We start from the raw sequence: 17895 nt of genomic DNA, 5'->3' as shown, positions 1-17895 counted from the left end.
CAGGATGCACGCCATCACTGGCCATATACGTTCTCAGAAGCGGAGTGCCATATCAGAGAGGTCAGTAAGAAACTGCTGGCCGAATCTGCTTGGAAGATGCTGAGGAGCCTGAGTGCGGAACGGCCCAAAAGGGGGCGACAACGGACCGAGTGTGAAAACTTTATGAGAAAAAGTTTTCATTCATGCAGGAAAATTTAATGAAAACAATGTTTTACAGGGGCGGGTGGTGGAGCTGAGGGGAATCGAACCCCTGACCTCCTCATTGCGAACGAGGCGCTCTCCCAACTGAGCTACAGCCCCGCCTGTATGGTTTTTGGGTGTATAGGGCTTACTAATAGCGTGTCAAGCTGTATTGTGGCATGGTTTTGGCATGGAGGTGTTCGCCTTCAATGCTGTGAATTCAAAGGAGTTGCCGCTTGCTGTTTGGCCTTTTTTCACTGTTGATGCGGTTGCTGAACATTTATTGCTGGATTCTGCTCCTGTCCTGCATTTTCATCAATCTTTGCATGTTCGGCATTCTGGATAGCCGTAACCAGTTGGTCTGGAAGGTGGGTGTGTTCTTTAATCGCCTGACAGAACCGGTGCTGGAACCCGTGCGGCGCCTGTTGCCCATGCCGGGGGGAATAGATTTCAGCCCCATGGTTGTGTTGCTGGGTATTCAATATGTTGTGCAACCCATTCTGGTTGAATTGTTCAGAATGCTGATAATGCGTTAGGCCACAGAGGGGCGATGTGAAGCAGTTCGCATCGCCTTGTTTTTTTATCCTAAGGGCGTTCGGTCACGAACGCCCTTTTTTGTGAGTGCAGGGTTTTCCATTACTATTAAGCAAGGGTAGCTCACCTTCTTTTCTGTCTTACAAGCACATAGCTGCAAAGGGAGGCTATGGTCGCTCTTCTTAGGTAGGAACAAATACCAGCACTTTTGGAGCAGTTTGTATCATGCTGGCCTGAATGTTTTGTGGGTGGAGAACGATTTCCTGCTTTTCCTGATCAGGTCTTATGAGAAACGTTTTTTACTCTGCCATAGCGTTTCAACTATTTTTATAACCTTCTCGTTATTTATTTAATTTTCCAAATGGGTTTTATTTGCGAAAACAGATTCGAGATTTTTGTCTGTCCTGATTTTATAGGCTTCACCAGAGGAGATGGAGGGGGTCAAAAAACCTCTTTTTCCGTCTGTGTAAAAATCGTAACCCATTGATATTTCTACTATTAGAAAAATTAAAATAGGGGTTTTTAGAACCCTCCTGATGAGGATTTTCGTGGTGTTCTTGCAGGCCATAAAGGCACGATCAACAGATATGCCAATTTTTAAAATTCTGCATATTATGTTTTCTAGTCAAACATTTTTTGTTCTTTTTGGTCATGGTAACACCCAGGTTTTTTCAAGGGCGCGATGCTTGCGGTAATTGAAGAGGCGGGAGTATTCAAGAATATTGTCTATAAAGTCTGCTTTCTTTCAGATTTCATCATCGCAACTCCAGATGCGAACGTTGCTGGTCAGGCATTGTGCAGAAGGAGTGATATAATTGCGTATGTGCAGGCAGACAGAGGGGTAGCAAGGTAACATGCACCGGTAAGACGCATGAAGCTGGGCTGGAGCATCCAGAAGACGCTCTGCTTCGTCCTGGCGGGTTCATTGCATTCAGTGTCCTGCATCCTTGTTTTATTACGCCGGGCTTGAAATGGCAGAAGGATGACCACGGTCAGGCAACCGGCCTCTGCGTTGCACGGTATTTCAGCAAACAAAGTTTTATAGAGAACTGGAAGTTTGGGGATCATCCCAAGGATGAGAATGTAATGCCGTTCTCTGTCCCTCGCTTTCCGAGGACTATCGGAGACTATCTCCATGCGGTTGCTTCTGCCGACTTTCGCATCACACGAATAGAAGAGCCTCAACCGACTGAACATACCTGTAAAAGAGCGCCACGATTTCGCAGATGGCGTGACCTCGCGGCATTCCTGCTGATGGTCAGGGCAAAACGCCCGAAGTGAAGGCTATGGGACGTCTTCAGGCGTGCATCCTGGCCTAAGAATATGCCTGAGAATATTATGCGCTTTCCATGGGAGATACTGCCATTGGAAGAGCACCAAAAAACGGACTGTGTCTGTACGACGCGCTTATGACCCAAAGTCTGAGGAAGTATTTCATGCCAGATGCACAAACATCTGTGGAAATACACATCAAAACCACACGATTTTAGGGGGAGTCTAAAATGGTGCCCAAGGGCGGGATCGAACCACCGACACTGCGATTTTCAGTCGCATGCTCTACCAACTGAGCTACTTGGGCACCGCAGCCTCGCGGCGTGAGAGGGGGTTTATCTCAGCCTGCGTGCGGGATCAAGTCACCTTTCGTCATTTCTTTCGTCTTTCTCCATATTTTCTTCGTCAACCGGGGGGCCGGGGATGCGGTACTGCCCGGTAAACCAGCGCCCGAGGTCAATATCCGCGCAGCGCTGGGAGCAGAACGGCCGTGTGGCCTGCTGGGTAGGTTTGCCGCACACGGGGCAGGAAGCTGTTTTAGTCATGGTCAGTCGTCCAGAAAAAATCCGGCAGGGAAGGGTCAAGTTTTACGGCCAGAGCTTTGCCGCGCTGGGTAATGCAGTCCACCAGTGCCTGCGGGTCTTTCTCCAGCGCGGTGATGATCCCCAGCCCACCTCGAATTTGGGTCGCGTCGGGATGATTGGCAAGAATAATGCGCAAGGCTGCCAGAGCCTGCCCATGCGGGCAGGAGAGGAGTTCCGGCAGGGAAGGGTGGATACGGGCCCGGACAATTTCCACCAGCCCCAGCGCCGTAATGCCAAGGCAGCGTGGGCGCAATGGGTCTGCCTGTAGCATCGCTTTAATGGGTTCCAGCAGGGCCTGACGCTTGCGGGTTGAAAGGCCTGCAGGGTCAATCAGGATGGCCCCGGAGAGGTTGCGTAGCCTGATCTGTTGAAACAGGGCGGGCAGCGCATCCCGGTTGGCGGCAAACTGGGCGGTCTGTTTCGTCCAGCCTGTTGCCGTTGGGGGCGCGTCCATATCAATGGCGATCAGCGCAGGTGTGGGCGTGATGCTCGCCGTCATGCCGCCGGGCAGGGAGACGCTTGCCTCCGCCAGTGCATCGCAGGCGTGGGCTATGGCTTCAGGGAAGGGGCTGAGGGCCTGCTCTCGACGGTCTCGCAAGGTTGGGGGGATCAGTGCCGCCGCCGCAGCGGAATCCACTGTGATGCGCGCCTGTGGCCAGCGATCTGCCAGCCGCTCAAGTGGTGTTGGGCCACGGGTTAGCAGGCAGGGTTTGTCTGGCAAGGGTGTGGCAGGTGGTTCCTGTGCCTGCACACGCAGGCCTTTGCCGCCTTGCGCTGCACGGGTTACGCGCACGGTAAGCATCTGGCCTTCCGTAACGGGGTCCTTGCCGTTCTGTATGGGAAGGAAACCGCTTTCCCCTTTGCCCAGATCCACAAAAGCACCGCCCATGGCGGGCATAAGGGCGCTGATGCGGGCCTGATACACGTCTCCTACCCCATCAGGGGCGGCAGGCCGCCACAGGGCGTAATCGAGAAGGGTGTTGTGCTGGGTAACGGCAAGCCGAAGTTCGCCGGGGAAGAAGGCAACGCGGAGAACGGTGCTCACGGAAGCCAGTGGCCCGGCTGACCACGGAGCAGTTGCGCCGTTTCAAACAGGGGCAGGCCGATGACACCAGAGGCGCTGCCGGAAATAAAGCGGATAAACCCGGCGGCATGCCCTTGCAAAGCATACCCACCCGCTTTGCCCTGCCAGTCTCCGGCATCCAGCAAGGCTTCAATCTGATGGTCGGTGAGGCGGGAGAAAGTGACAGCCGTTTCCACCACGCGCTCTCCCGTGCGGCCATCAGGCCACGCAGCGGTAGGCACGCAGCGCAAGGCTGTGAGCACCGTATGGCGGCGGCCGGAAAGCAGGGTCAGGCATTTGCGTGCCGTTTCCCGGTCTTCCGCCTTGGGAAGAATGCGGCGGCCAAGGGCCACAACCGTATCAGCCCCCAGCACAAGGGCAGGTTCTGTTATCTGATGGGCAACAGCCGCGGCCTTTTCTGCCGCCATACGGCGCACGGTATGGGCGCGGCTGTTCATTACGCTGCGGTGTTTCATCAATATTGGCGGGAAAAACGCGGTCTGGCGTCAGCCCCAGCTGGGCCAGAAGGTCCAGCCGACGGGGCGATGCCGAAGCCAGCACAAATGCAGGACGCACCGCTGTTTCCGCGCCAGCAGGCCCGGAGGCGGTCATCGTCTTACTTGAAGCGGAAAGTGATACGACCTTTGGAAAGGTCATACGGTGTCATTTCAACGTTCACGCGGTCACCAGCCAGAACGCGGATACGGTTTTTGCGCATCTTGCCGCTGGTGTGTGCCAGAATCATGTGTTCGTTGTCGAGTTTCACACGGAACATCGCGTTGGGCAGCAGTTCGGTCACTGTGCCGCTAAATTCAATCATGTCTTCTTTAGACATGGCGTCCTTCGTTCATTTTCAAGCCTCGTTACAGTTGGGATGAGCAGATATGGGTGAGGGACCGTATCCGGTCAAGCGTTAGGTGTTCCCTTTGCCAGAACATCCAGCCGGGCCGAGATGCTCAGCGCATGGGCTTCAAGCCCTTCCGCATGTGCCAGCGCCACCCCGGCAGGACCAATACGCCGCAGCGCATCCGGCCCGCCGGAGAGGAACGTGGTACGTTTCATGAAATCAAAAACAGACAACCCGGAGGCAAAGCGCGCGGTGCGTGATGTAGGCAGCACATGGTTGGGGCCACCCACATAATCGCCCACCGCTTCCGGGCAGAAACGGCCGAGGAAAACCGCGCCAGCGTGCCGTACACGGGCAAACAGGCTTTCCGGATCATCCACCATCAGTTCCAGATGTTCCGGGGCCAGACGGTTGGCCAATGTGACGGCTTCTTCCAGCGAGCGTACGATCAGAACAGCGCCATTACGCTTCCAGCTTGCGCCCGCAATGGCGGAGCGGGTGAGGGTACGCAGTTCCGTTTCAACTGCCGCAATAACGGTATCAGCAAACGCGGCATCCGGGGTGATCAGCGTGGCCTGCGCCAGTTCATCATGTTCGGCCTGTGCCAGAAGATCGAGTGCAATCAGGCGTGGGTCTGTTGCCGAATCGGCAATCACCACCACGTCAGACGGCCCGGCAATGCTGTCGATTCCCACATGGCCGAACACCTGCCGCTTGGCTTCCGCCACATAGGCATTGCCGGGGCCCACAATACGGTCAACCGGGCGGATGGTCTTGGTGCCGAACGCCATGGCCCCTACGGCCTGTGCCCCGCCTACACGGTAAATTTCCGTCACGCCAGCGCGGTGTGCTGCGGCCAGAACCAGCGGGTTGATCACACCGTTGGGTGTGGGCACGCACATGGCCAGACGCTCCACCCCGGCTACACGGGCGGGAATGGCGTTCATCAGCACGGAGGAAGGATAGGCCGCCTTGCCCCCCGGCACGTACAGGCCCACGGCATCCAAGGGAATCCAGCGGAGCCCCAGTGTCATCCCCACATCATCCGTGTAGCGGATATCCTGTGGCATCTGGGCCTTATGGAAGGATTCAATGCGGTCTGCCGCAACATCCAGCGCAGCCAGAAGATCCGGGCTGACCTGCGCCCGGGCTTTTTCCACTTCCTCTGCTGTAAACGCCAGTTTTTCGGGCGTGAGGGGAAGATGGTCAAATTTTTCCGTCAGCGCGCAGAGGGCCGTATCTCCGTCACGCCGCACCTGGGCCAGAATGTCCGCAACGGGGGCATGCACTTCCTGCCCCTGTTCTTCCCGCGCATCAAGCAGGGAGGAGAAAGCGGCTTCAAAGCCGGGGTCACGGATATCAAGGCGTTTCATGAAGACTGTTCTGCCTCAGCTTTTTCGGTCTGTCGGGCGTTGGCCTCAAGGGCGGTGCGAAAACTGTTGATAATGGCTGAAATCTCTTCAGGCCGCGTTTTCAGCGCCGTTCTGTTCACAATCAGGCGGCTGGTTACGTGCGCTATGGTTTCCACTTCACGCAGGCCATTGGCGCGCAGGGTGGAGCCGGTATCCACCAGATCCACAATCAGGCGGGACAGGCCCAGCATGGGGGCCAGTTCCATCGCGCCATGCAGATGGACAATATTGGCGTTGATGCCGCGAGCCGCAAAATAACGGCGGGTGACGGCGGGATATTTGGTGGCAGCCCGAACCTCGGACCAGCGCGCCCATTCGGCGGGGTCATGCGGCAGGGTGTTGGGCTGGGCAATGGAAATCCGGCATGCGCCAATGCCCAGATCAAGCGGGGCATAGATTTCAGGGTAGTCAAATTCCATCAGCACGTCTGCGCCGCAGATGCCCACCTGCGCCCCGCCAGAGGCGACAAAGGTTGCCACATCAAAGGAGCGCACGCGCACAACATCCACACAGGGGTCTTGCGTGGGAAAACGCAGCTTGCGGCTGTTATCGCCCAGACAATCATCACTGGGCGCCAGCCCTGCCTGTTTCAGCAGGGGGGTAACCGCTTTCAGGATACGGCCTTTGGGGAGAGCCAGCACCATGGGGGCCCGTTCTTCCGTGCCCAAAGGGCGTACGGGTTGAAGGTCAGGCTGAGGCACGGTCATGAAAACTCCGGTCGGGCAGCAGGGGCAAGAGTGCGTGACGGCGGCACTCCTAGCACAAGGCGGCCCGGTATCAAAGGCAGAGCACCTGCCCGAAGAGACTTAATGCGTCTCTCCGGGCAGAAAGCTCAGCGGCGCCACCATCCAGTGCGGCGGCGGGAAGCTGGTTGCTCATCATCAATGACAATCGGCTGCACCACGGAAGGATCAGTCGCGTCCTTGCTGTCTTCCGCCGGAGCTGCCTCGGTTTTTGTGGCGACAGAGGCCGCTTTGGCTGCCGTGCGGCGGCGGCGTGGTGCCGGCTTTTCGGCCTCCACTGCCGGAGCTTCAGCGTCAGCAGCGTCTGCAACGGAAGCCGTCTCCACCTTTTTCCGCGTGGTGCGGCGGCGGGTGCGAGGTTTGGCTTCTTCCGCAGCATCCGCTTCAGGTGCGGTTTCGGCTTCTGCTGTGGGGTCGGCCTTTTTGCGCGTCACACGGCGGCGGCGCGGCTTAGGGGCTTCTTCCTCAGCAGTTGCGTCAACGCTTTCAGCCGCAGGTTCCGGAGCCTCCGCCGCAGTTGCGGGGGCTTCCTCTTCTGCGGTCCGCGTTGCCGTGCGGCGGCGGCGTGTGGGGCGTCTGCGGGCAGGCTTTGCCTCTTCCGGCTCAACAGCAACGGTTTCCACCGTTTCTTCCACCTGCGGGGCAGCGGAGACTGAAGCAGGCGCTTCGGCTTCCACCACGGCTTCCGTTTCCACAATGACCGGGGCAGCCTTTATGGGCTCAACCGGAGCGGACGTCTTGGCAGGGGCCGGGGTGCGGGCCGGCTGCGGAGCCGGTTCCGGCTCGGCCATGCTGCTTTCGATCAGATCGAAAATATCGATGCTGCCGCCAAACGGGTTAGCAGGGGTCGGCCCTTGCCATGTGGGACGGGACGGCCGCGGAGCCGGACCTTCCTCAATCGCAACCCGGATCTGGGGCTGCTCTTCACGCTGCACGCGGGAGTGACGTGTGCGGCGACGGCCCGGAACCAGATTATCTGTTGCCTCGGAGTCGGCATCTGCCTGTGTGGGGGCAGGCTGTTCGGCTGCGGCAACCGGTGCAATCTGTTCAGGTGCCTGATCCTGGCTGTGCTGAACTTCCTCCCGATTCCCGTTGCCACCACGGCGACGACGGCGACGGCGGCGGCGACGCGGCTCGTCCTCACCTGCGGCAGCCGTTTCCGGCACGGCGGCTGTCTCTGCAATAGCAGCGGCAGCGACAGGAGCCTCGGCCTGAGCTTCAATCACCGGCGCTTCATCTGCCACCACATTTTCAATGGGTGCCAGAACGGTTGGCGCACGGTTTATCCGTGGGGGCTGGCGGCGCTCAATCCGGATTTCCGGGATAGGCAGAGAGGAATCCGCTGCAAACAGGATTTCCATGTGGTGGCGTTTTTCAATTTCCGCCAGCCAGTCGCGCTTGTTGTTCAGCACATACAGCGCAATCTCTCCGGCCACATGCACCGTAATGGCGGACGCGCGGCGGCGTGCCCCTTCTTCTTCCACAGCGCGCAGCACATGCAGGGCCGAGCTTTCAATGCCACGCACCATGCCGGTGCCCTGACAGTGCGGGCAGGGCGTGAATGCGGCTTCCGCCACGGACGGGCGCAGCCGCTGGCGAGACATTTCCAGCAGCCCGAAATGGGAGATGGAGCCCATCTGGATGCGGGCGCGATCATGGCGCAGCGCGTCTTTCAGGCGGCGCTCGATCATGGTGTTGTGGCGGCGGGACTCCATATCGATGAAGTCGATCACAATCAGGCCAGCCAGATCACGCAGGCGGAGCTGGCGCGCCACTTCATCAGCCGCTTCCTGATTGGTGCGGAAGGCTGTTTCTTCAATGTTGCGCTGGCTTGTGGCCTTGCCGGAGTTCACGTCAATCGCAACAAGGGCTTCTGTCTGGTTGATGACCAGATACCCGCCAGACCGCAGGGAAACCACAGGCGAGAACATGGCGTCCAGATGCCCTTCCACATGATAGTGGGTAAAGAGCGGCTGGTTTTCCTTGTTCCACAGACGCACCTTCTCGGCGTGCTGGGGCATGAGCAGGCGCATGAAGTCCCGCGCGGCTTTCCACCCGCTTTCCCCATCCACCAGAATTTCATTGATCTCACGCGTGTACACATCGCGGATGGCGCGTTTTACAAGGCTTGCTTCCTCGTAAATCAGCGCGGGTGCGACCGACTGAAGTGTGAGTTCACGAATATCATCCCACAGATGCAGCAGATATTCGCAGTCACGCGTAATTTCCGGGCCGGGGCGCTGGGCGCCTGCCGTCCGCACAATCATGGCCATGCCACGGGGCAGGTTGAGGTCAGACACAATATCCCGCAGGCGGCGACGGTCTGCCACGGATGTAATCTTGCGGGAAACCCCGCCGCCACGCAGCGCGTTGGGCATCAGCACACAGTAGCGGCCAGCCAGCGAGATATAAGTGGTAAGGGCCGCACCCTTGTTGCCGCGTTCTTCCTTGACCACCTGAACCAGCAGCACCTGACGGCGACGGATGACTTCCTGAATGCGGTAGTTGCGCATGAAGCGGGCAATCCGCTTCTGGATCAGCGCTTCTTCGCCAGTGTCGGTTTCACCGCCGACATAATCAGGGGTCTTGCTGCGGCCATTGGTGCGGGGAGCGTCTTCGTTCCCTTCGGCGGAGGCTTCGGTTTCCGCGTCTTCGGACTCGTCAGACTCCGTCAGATCCGTTTCGGCTTCGGTCTCATCGGTCCCGTTGTCGGCATCATCCAGCAGGGTTTCTTCTTCGGCCTGCAGGGCGAGCAGCTTTTCACGGTCGGCAACCGGAATCTGGTAGTAGTCCGGGTGGATTTCGCTAAAGGCCAGAAAACCATGGCGGTTGCCGCCATATTCAACAAAGGCGGCCTGAAGGCTGGGCTCTACGCGAACAACGCGGGCAAGGTAGATGTTTCCTTTGAGCTGCTTTTTTGCAGCCGCTTCAACATCATAATCTTCAAGTCTGTTTCCATCCATAACGACAACGCGCGTTTCTTCCGCGTGCGTCGCATCGATCAGCATACGCTTTGACATAAAAAGAAAAACTCCGGTGTGCCGGTGGCCGGCCTGTCCGGTGCGTCCGCTTGGGCGGGTGGGCACGGAACGGGGGCTCTTCCGGCAGGCGAGAATAGGTATTTACGACATAATGAGGGGCAGCGGCCAACCCGGACAGTGAGGTGACGGCAGAGGCACGAAAACAGGAGTCTGTTTCCCCTCTGGTCATGCGCTCAACGTATAGGCTCCGGGCGATGGTCATGTATCCTTCAACCAAAATTTCCTGCTCCCATCCGCGCGGGGCGGCGCTGTAACGCCAGCCGCGCCCTTTGACGTGAAAAGGAGCGGAAACAGGATGCATGACGGGCAATCTGCCTTGGGCCATGCCTACTCACCATGACGCAAAGTGCAACAAACCGCAAGCCATTCAGAATAACTGTTTTTTAGACCTTTCTACGGTGTCATGGTTTGGACATTATCTTTCTTCAGTATCGTCGCAATTTTCAGGGTGCGAGAAATCATGCCGCCAGAGCACCAGCTATTACAGCCTTTCTTCATGCCCGCGTTCCATACGGTGGAGGGAGCGCCAGCCCCTGTGCGGGCCAGCCATAGGGCTACGGCATCCGGGCTGAAAGGCCAGGCAGGGGAGGCCGCAGGCTCCTTTGCTGCAGAGGGCGGTTTGTGTCAGGTCGCCACTGGTGTCTCTCCGGGCAGTTCTGCTGAAGGGGATGCCGCAGGGCTGGAGCCAAAGGAGCAAAGCAGCGTGTTCCCATATCATGCCAAGGCCGGTGTTTCGGCAGGTTCCCTTCTGTTGCCCACGCGGCGCGGGCTCATCAGGGGCGGGGCCGGTCTGGTGATGTTGGGGGCGGCTGGTTCTGTAGCGCAGGCCGCCGCGCATGGTGGTAGCAGCGCTGCAAAGCATACGCTGTCAGCCCCTGCCATTGTGGGCAGGGCCAAGCCAGCCCTGCCTCTGGTCATGCTGGACCCCGGCCACGGCGGGAAGGACCCCGGTGCCATTGGCTTCTCTGGCACGTATGAAAAACACGTGGCGGAAGCAGCGGCGGCGGAACTGCAACGCCAACTGGTGGGCACGGGCCGCTACCGTGTGGCGATGACGCGCACGTCTGACCGCTTCATTCCGTTAGATGGCCGCGTGGAACTGGCGCAACAGCACGGGGCGTCCCTGTTTATTTCCATGCATGCGGATGCGCTGCATAATGCCTCCGTGCGGGGGGCAAGCGTTTACACACATTCCCATGGCGCATCTGATAGTCAGACTGCGGCCCTGGCGCAGACAGAAAACAGTGCAGACCGGTTTGGCGGCCCGCTGGTGCAGGGGGCATCGCCAGAAGTGCAGCAGATTCTGGCCAGTCTGGTGACGGAAGAGGCGCGCCGGGGTTCGGCCCATATGGCCAGTGCCGTGGTGTCTTCCTTCCAAACGCGTATTGCGCTGTTACCGCACCCACATCGGCATGCCGCATTTGCCGTGCTGAAATCGGCCCAGATCCCATCTGTGCTGGTGGAAATGGGCTTCATGTCCAACCGGCTGGATGAAGCCGCACTGCGGCAGGCCGGGCATCGGGCCATGGTGGCGGGGGCCATGTGCAACGCGGTCAACCGCTATTTTGCCTCCGCCGGGGTTGGGTTGGGGTAAAAGACAACGGTAAAATTGTTACTAAACGGAAAGGAACCCTCTTGGCGGGTGGCTCGGTTTGTTTATAAAATGAAATATTATAACATGACTGAGTGATGCAAAGAGATGAAACAGAGCTATCGTGCCGGCATAAAACTGGCCTCCCTTCTGGCCAGCGTTTCCGTGCTGGGGGCCGGTATGCTGGTTGCGCAGCCAGCAGCATGGGCTGAAGACGCTAAACCCGCTGCTGAAACTGCCAAGGCCAAGGATGGCGCGGCAGACTTTTTTACCAAACCGCAGAGCGTGACCTCCACCGGCTCCGTTACGGTGCATGGGGCGCATATTGACTATCAGGCTGTCTCCGGCACCCTGATAGTGCATCCCAAAGGCTGGGATGACGCCGTTCTGCCTGATGAGGACAAGGATAAAAAAACACCGGCGGCGGCCTCCATTTTTTATGTGGCCTATTTCAAGAAAGGTGTTCGCCCGGAAAATCGCCCCATTACATTCATTTATAATGGTGGCCCCGGCTCCTCCACCGTATGGCTACATATGGGCGCGTTTGGCCCCAAAAAGGTTGTCACGGCGGATGATGCACACACACCAGCCGCGCCCTATGCCATTGTAAACAACAATGACAGCCTGCTGGATGTATCTGACCTTGTGTTTATTGATGCGCCCGGCACCGGCTATGGCCGTCTGACCGGCACGGACAAGGAAAAAACGTTCTTTGGCACAGATGCAGATGCCCGTGCCTTTACGGACTTCATTGCCCAGTTTCTCTCCCGCTATGGGCGCTACAATTCCCCCAAATATCTGTTTGGGGAAAGCTACGGCACCACCCGTTCCGCCATTGTTGCCAACCAGTTGGCGGATGATAAAGGCATTGATCTGAACGGCGTTATCCTGCTCTCACAAATTCTGAACTACGATAACGATATTGATGCCGCGCAGATGAACCCCTCGGTGGATCAGCCTTATGTGCTGGCCCTGCCCAGCTATGCCGCCACGGCGTGGTATCACAAGCGTATTCCCAATCAGCCGAGCGATCTGAAGGGTTTCTTGCAGGAAGTAGAGCATTTTGCGCTAACGGACTATACGGCCGCCCTGCAGGATGGAAACAGCATCACGCCAGAAAAACGGGATGCCATTGCCCAGAAACTGCATGACTATACCGGCCTGCCTGTAGACTACATCAAGAAGGCCGATCTGCGCGTAAACGGCGGAGAATTTGAAAAAACCCTTCTTGGGGATAAAGGGGTTGATACAGGGCGTCTGGATAGCCGCTTCTCTGGCCCCACCATGGACCAGCTTTCCCAATATCCGTTTTATGATCCGCAATCTTCGGCCATGTCTTCCGCCTATATTGCTGCGTTTAATGATTACGCGCGCAACACGCTGCATTACGGCAATAGCTCCGTGGTGGGTGATGGGTATCAGGAATACAAATTCTTCTCAGACGCCATTACAAAGTGGGACTTCTCACACGCGCAGCCGAATACGGATTTTCCCATCCATGGGGCTGTAAATGTGCTGCCTGATCTGGCCTCGGCCATGAAGCATAACACCAGCCTGAAAGTGATGCTCAACCAGGGCTATTATGATCTGGGAACCCCGTATTTCGAGGGGATTTATGAAATGCGGCATCTGCCGATTTCTCATGATCTGAGCAAGAATATTCAGATTGTGCAGTATGAATCTGGGCATATGGTCTATGCGCATCAGGACTCTCTGGCCCAGTTGCATGATAACGTGGCTAAGTTCATTACCAGCACGTATGCTCCGCTTTCCGGAAAGTAAGAAAGCGTCAAATTACGAGGTTGCAGAAAAAACCGTCAGATTCATCTGGCGGTTTTTTGTATCTGAACGTGTCCGCTTTTTTGCTCTCGCCTTCGGGTATCACGCTTTCCTGACAGGCATTTTTAGTGGTCTTCTTTGCAGACTGCCACGATGTGAATAGTTCACAACCTGCGTAAAATTGGAACAGGGGAGGGAGGCATATTCTTTGCTTTGCCGGTAAGCACAAAGACTGCCCTCCCTGTTTAAAGCCGCCCGCTTTGTTTGTGTTTCAGGGCTGCCATAAGAAGGCTGACGGCAAGCCCTGCTACAGCACCCAAGCCTAGCCAGTAAAGAACACCCTCCTCAAAATCCCGGTAAAGGCAAAGGAGAAGTGCGAGCACAGGGGCGCAGGCTCGTACACATTGGTAGAGCCTTTTGCTGACTGTTGTGAGGGGGAACAGCTTGCTGGTACGGGGCTGAAGGTGTTCATGTGCCCAGAAAGCACTGGCCCACGCAAGGAAAACACAGAGTGCGATCATGAGGACTGCCTGCGCAGTTTTTGAAACATGATCAGTGCGGCCAGTCCAGTCAACATGACCAACGCATCAAGTGTATAATAGCGGCCCGCATCCTGTAGCCAGCCGTGGCTGTGTGTAAGACCATCCACAACCGGCAGACCCAGCCCCATGAATGCCAGCACCACAAGTTGCGCGCGCCAGCCAGAGTATGCCGTATTTCTGAGCGCGCAGATCAGCCCGTGGAGGGCAGAAAAGGCCCAGAGCATGAAAAACGCCTGAATTTCGGCCTCCATGCGCGCATCCATGGAAAGAGGCAGCAGGCGGTTGGCCCAGAACAGTCCGATAACAGCCAGAGGAAGGCCCACCAGAACCCCAATGGTCAGACCTTCTGCTGTACGGAACAGGATTTTCTGGCCGGATGCCTTACGCCGCTTCATGAGAAATAGCACCAGACCGCTGCCCATGAGCACCGTGCAGGCCAACCCGGAGAGGAAATAAAGCCAACGGAGCAGAGCGGAAGAAAAACGTGCGTAATGAAGCCCATGCAGAAGCTCCAGAGTGCGGGCCGCCGCACCTTTCTGGATAAAGGAACTGATGACGTGTCCGTCCGCACGGCTGAATGTGACCAGATCGCGCGTCAAGAACAGGCTGGCATCATCACTCCGGAAAATGCGGATCTGGGTGGGGGAGAACAGGATCAATTCACAGCGCTCCGCCTGCAGGATCTGTTGAGCCTGCGCAATCAATGGCCCGAGCGGGGGCGTGGGCGGCCGGACGGCAGATGCAGGTGGCGCTGAGACGTTTGTTTTTGCCGGAGGGCTGGCCGCAGCGGGAGGGGGGGGCTCGGTCTGCTGCGCGGGCAGGAAGGGGTGGGGCGGCAGAATGCCGCGCGCCCGTATAACTGTTCCTGTGTAGGTCATCATGATCAGGAACGGCAGAAACAGAACACCGGTGACAAGATGGGCATCCAGCCACGCACGCGGGCGCGGCCCAAAGGGACGAAACAGGATAAGATCAGGCCACATGGCCTTGATATGAATGGCGATACCAGACCCGATGGCTACCAGAAGACATACGCCCAGCAGCGTGACAATGGTGCACCCCACCACAGGGCCATTGCGTAAGGCGAAGTGAAAATCATAGAAAAACTGCCCCCCGGCCGTGGCGCGCGCGGGAAAGATATGGCCATCAACAGGGTCCAGAACGGGGCCAATGAATTCATGCCCGTCATAGTGCAGCACGCGGAGAACCGGGTCCCGAAGAGAGGGGAGCGTTATGAAGGCAAACAGGTCTTTCTCCTGTTCCGCCATCGTGGTTTCGGCTGCGCGTTGCAGGGCGAGCGGAGTAGGGGCCGGTGGGTGGTCCAGTGTCACCTCCGGCTGCATCCACTGCGTTATTTCCTTGTCAAATACGCTCAGGGTGCCTGTTGCAAAAATGCATGTCAGCACCAGCCCGGCCAGAAACCCGACCCAACTGTGCAACCACCCCATATGAACCCGAAATGTTTCACGCATGAGCAGAAACGTTTGTCATGGTGCGATGCGATTGTAGAGCGCCATTCCGCCGCACAGCACAAGCAGAACCCATAATCCCCAGGCGTGGGTGCGCGCGCCATACCCCAACAGAATCAAAAGCGGCAGCAGGGCTATGGCAACGGCTTCTGCCATGGTGGTGGCGAGTCTGTTTTCCGGACCGTTGCCAAGCACAGCATGCATGACAAGAAAATGAGCCATCAGATAGGCAAGCACCGTTGCCGCGGCCAGCCATGCCATGCGCCTGTAAACAGCACGGCGTTTTTCACTCTGTCTGCTCACGGCGGCGGCCGTGGGGCGGGCGAAGGGTTTTCTGGCGGTGTCAGGCATGGCGTTTTGTTACCGCGGTTGAAAGGGGGAGAACAGAGGCTTCTGGGCCATATGACAATAATTACATTTGCGAATAGCTATCAATTGCGTATGAACGGGGGCACGAGAGACGCTCTTCCTGAAGGTGTGAATGATCATGATGAGATGCCTGTTCCTTTCCGGCCGGTGTAGGCGTCACATCCTGCTGGCTACGGTTGTCGTTGTTGCCGGGGCGGGGGCTGCGCCGGTGTACGCGGCAGAAACGCCTGTTGCCAAAGTGCCTGCTAAGCCAGCGTCCGCCGCAGCGCGGAATGCCCGCAGTGCTGGCACGCTTCCGCAGTCTGCCGCGTCATCCGCGGTTGCCCTGCCGACCGCCGCGGTGGCGGCTGCCAGCACACCACAGGCAGAGACGGGAACCACACCTGCCAATACGGATGAGCAGATTCTGGTCAAAGCCAAACGCCGCAACCAGATGGAAGTGATCAGCGGCGGCCAGTTGGGTGCGCTTGGCACCAAGAAGGGGCTGGATGTGCCCTTTAACATTCGCAGCTATACGTCCAGCCTTATTCTCAACCAGCAATCCCAGACATTGGGGCAGGTGCTGGAGAACGATCCATCCGTACGCACAACGTATGGCTATGGCAATTTTTCCGAAATGTTCATTATCCGTGGCTTTCCCGTGTACGGGGATGATGTTGCCATTAACGGTCTGTATGGCATTACGCCGCGCCAGCTTGTGTCCCCACAACTGTATGATCAGGTGCAGGTGCTCAACGGGGCCAGCGCGTTTCTGAACGGGGCGGCCCCCGGCGGCACGGGCATTGGTGGCAACATCAATCTGATGTTCAAACATGCTGAAAACACCCCCATCACCCGTATAACCGGAGATTACACCAGCAAGGCCACGGGTGGCGGCAGCGTGGATCTGGGCCGACGTTTCGGGCAGGATAAAGCCTACGGGCTGCGCCTGAATGTGGCAGGTCTTTCCGGACAGGGTTCAATTGATCACGAACGCAGGCACAGCGCCGCGCTGGGTGCTGATTTTGACTGGCATGATGACCGCACCCGTATCTCGGTTGACATGAACTATCAGAACCAGGGTGTGGAGTGGGGGCGTCCCGGCGTGTTTCTGGGCAGCGGCGTAACAAAGGTTCCGCGTGTGCCCTCGGCAGCCCGAAATTACGGGCAGGCATGGACATATAATGAGCTGAACTACATCTTCGGCATGCTGAATGTGGAGCATGATTTTTCAAAACACCTGACCGCTTATGCAGCTTTTGGCGGAATGGGTGGGAACGAAAAAGGGGATTATTCCTCCCTGACCATTTCTGACGGCCGCACCGGAGATGGCACCAGCGGCAGCATGTATGTTCCTGTTGTGCAGACTAATGAAAGTACCCGCGCAGGCGTGCGGGCGCACTTCAACACCGGGCCGGTCAAGCATGAGATGAATGCAGGCGGATCGGGCCTGTGGGAGGAGTTTGATACGGCCTATGCCATGGCATGGGGGTCTTCCATTGCAACCAACCTGTATCACCCCAACTATGCTGCACCACTGGAACAGAATTTTGTTGGTGGAGACATCAACAATCCCAAGCGTAACAGTCAGACGCGCCTCTATAGCCTGTATTTTTCAGATACCATGTCCTTCTGGCATGATCGTATCGCGCTGACAGCGGGCTTCCGGTACCAGAACATGCTGATCAATGGGTACGACTATAACGGAGGAGGACTGACCGCCCATTATAATCGGGATGCCATTACTCCCGTTGTGGGGCTGGTTATTCACCCAACGCGCCGCACTTCCATTTATTTCAATCGTATAGAAGGGCTGGCGCAGGGGCCAACAGCTTCTGGCAGCAATGTCGTGAATCTGGGCCAGATTTTCCCGCCCTACAAAAGCGTGCAGTACGAAATTGGTGCCAAGTATGATATCGGGCGCTTCACCACCACGCTGGCTTTTTATCAAACATCCCAACCTAATTCCTACACGGCTCCGTATGGGACTGAAGGGGCATTGATTTTCCGTGCTGATGGAAAGCAGCGCAACCGGGGGGCGGAACTGAGCATCAATGGGCAGATCTTGCCCGGCCTGCGTTTTAATGGGGGCGCCACGCTGATTGATGCACAACTACGCCGTACGGAAGGTGGGGTGGATAACGGCCATACTGCTATCGGGGTGCCCAATTACACCATTAACGGCAATCTGGAATATGATCTGCCGTTCCTCAAAGGCGGCACCGTGGTGGGGCGTGTGGTTAATACCGGCAAGCAGTGGGTGAACACGGCCAACACACTGCACCTGCCTGTGTGGACACGGTTTGATCTGGGTATGCGCTATACATTTGCGGTGCAGCACAAGCCCCTTACCCTGCGGTTTGGGGTGGATAATATTGCAAACACCCGTTACTGGTCTTCCGCATTCAATGGCTATCTGCTTCAGGGTTTGCCAAGAACGTTCAAGTTCTCCTTCACGGCAGACCTGTAAAGGAGCGACAAAAACGTGAT

General features: G+C 57.4%; 13 protein-coding genes, 2 tRNA genes and 1 pseudogene. 4 read left to right on the top strand and 12 right to left on the bottom strand.

Translation table 11 applies throughout. The features are described from left to right. Positions 1-224: 224 nt before the first annotated feature. Positions 225-300: transfer RNA gene (locus ASN_RS03130), tRNA-Ala, on the bottom strand. Between the two features lie 116 nt (positions 301-416). On the opposite strand from ASN_RS03130, the gene ASN_RS03125 reads away from it, so the two are divergent. Next, positions 417-716 carry a YggT family protein gene (locus ASN_RS03125; RefSeq protein WP_006558819.1) on the top strand — a complete coding sequence of 100 codons (300 nt, stop codon included), beginning with the start codon at positions 417-419 and terminating at the stop codon, positions 714-716. Between the two features lie 1501 nt (positions 717-2217). Here ASN_RS03125 and ASN_RS03115 read toward each other — a convergent pair. From ASN_RS03115 to ASN_RS03080, 8 genes and pseudogenes are all read right to left on the bottom strand, one after another. Beyond that, positions 2218-2293, bottom strand: a tRNA-Phe gene (locus ASN_RS03115). Between the two features lie 55 nt (positions 2294-2348). Beyond that, positions 2349-2531, bottom strand: coding sequence for a DNA gyrase inhibitor YacG (locus ASN_RS03110; RefSeq protein ID WP_006560082.1), 183 nt, complete (start codon positions 2529-2531; stop codon positions 2349-2351). After that, on the bottom strand, positions 2524-3615 hold the full coding sequence (locus tag ASN_RS03105) for a ribonuclease E/G (protein ID WP_058987171.1): 1092 nt from the start codon (positions 3613-3615) through the stop codon (positions 2524-2526). Before ASN_RS03105 ends, ASN_RS03110 begins: the two co-directional genes overlap by 8 nt. Further along, a pseudogene (locus ASN_RS03100) lies at positions 3612-4245 on the bottom strand (Maf family protein). The gene ASN_RS03105 and the pseudogene ASN_RS03100 overlap by 4 nt, the downstream one beginning before the upstream one ends. A gap of 4 nt (positions 4246-4249) precedes the next feature. Continuing rightward, positions 4250-4468, bottom strand: a complete 219-nt coding sequence (gene infA / locus ASN_RS03095) for a translation initiation factor IF-1 (protein ID WP_003622234.1) — start codon at positions 4466-4468, stop codon at positions 4250-4252. A 71-nt stretch (positions 4469-4539) separates the two neighbouring features. Further along, the gene (hisD, locus tag ASN_RS03090) at positions 4540-5853 is read right to left on the bottom strand and encodes a histidinol dehydrogenase (RefSeq protein ID WP_006560085.1); all 1314 of its coding nucleotides are present in this window, start codon (positions 5851-5853) and stop codon (positions 4540-4542) included. After that, on the bottom strand, positions 5850-6599 hold the full coding sequence (gene hisG, locus ASN_RS03085) for an ATP phosphoribosyltransferase (protein ID WP_006560086.1): 750 nt from the start codon (positions 6597-6599) through the stop codon (positions 5850-5852). Before hisG ends, hisD begins: the two co-directional genes overlap by 4 nt. A 125-nt stretch (positions 6600-6724) precedes the next feature. Next, complete coding sequence (locus tag ASN_RS03080; protein WP_099048281.1) at positions 6725-9655, bottom strand: Rne/Rng family ribonuclease; 2931 nt, start codon at positions 9653-9655, stop codon at positions 6725-6727. An 817-nt stretch (positions 9656-10472) separates the two neighbouring features. Between ASN_RS03080 and ASN_RS03075 the strand changes: the two genes are divergently transcribed. Both ASN_RS03075 and ASN_RS03070 read left to right on the top strand, forming a co-directional pair. Then, a complete protein-coding gene (locus ASN_RS03075) occupies positions 10473-11270 on the top strand; it encodes an N-acetylmuramoyl-L-alanine amidase family protein (RefSeq protein WP_099048344.1) in 798 nt (265 codons plus the stop codon). A 105-nt stretch (positions 11271-11375) separates the two neighbouring features. Next, positions 11376-13049 carry a S10 family peptidase gene (locus tag ASN_RS03070; RefSeq protein WP_082666556.1) on the top strand — a complete coding sequence of 558 codons (1674 nt, stop codon included), beginning with the start codon at positions 11376-11378 and terminating at the stop codon, positions 13047-13049. A 242-nt stretch (positions 13050-13291) separates the two neighbouring features. Here ASN_RS03070 and ASN_RS03065 read toward each other — a convergent pair whose 3' ends face one another. The 3 genes from ASN_RS03065 to ASN_RS03055 are packed head-to-tail and all read right to left on the bottom strand — an operon-like array spanning position 13292 to position 15408. Then, positions 13292-13567 carry a hypothetical protein gene (locus ASN_RS03065; RefSeq protein WP_058987169.1) on the bottom strand — a complete coding sequence of 92 codons (276 nt, stop codon included), beginning with the start codon at positions 13565-13567 and terminating at the stop codon, positions 13292-13294. After that, entirely contained in the window at positions 13564-15060 is a 1497-nt protein-coding gene (locus ASN_RS03060) for a PepSY-associated TM helix domain-containing protein (protein ID WP_058987168.1), read from the bottom strand. The genes ASN_RS03065 and ASN_RS03060 overlap by 4 nt, the downstream gene beginning before the upstream one ends. Before the next feature lie 15 nt (positions 15061-15075). Further along, entirely contained in the window at positions 15076-15408 is a 333-nt protein-coding gene (locus ASN_RS03055; RefSeq protein WP_058987167.1) for a hypothetical protein, read from the bottom strand. Positions 15409-15538: 130 nt separating this feature from the next. On the opposite strand from ASN_RS03055, the gene ASN_RS03050 reads away from it, so the two are divergent. Further along, positions 15539-17875, top strand: a complete 2337-nt coding sequence (locus ASN_RS03050) for a TonB-dependent receptor (protein ID WP_099048280.1) — start codon at positions 15539-15541, stop codon at positions 17873-17875. The last annotated feature ends 20 nt before the right edge of the window (positions 17876-17895 follow it).

The sequence above is a fragment of the Acetobacter senegalensis genome, assembly GCF_001499615.1.
GTDB lineage: Bacteria > Pseudomonadota > Alphaproteobacteria > Acetobacterales > Acetobacteraceae > Acetobacter > Acetobacter senegalensis.
Note: the sequence above shows the minus strand (reverse complement) of the source record. Positions and strands in the feature narration are given on the sequence as shown.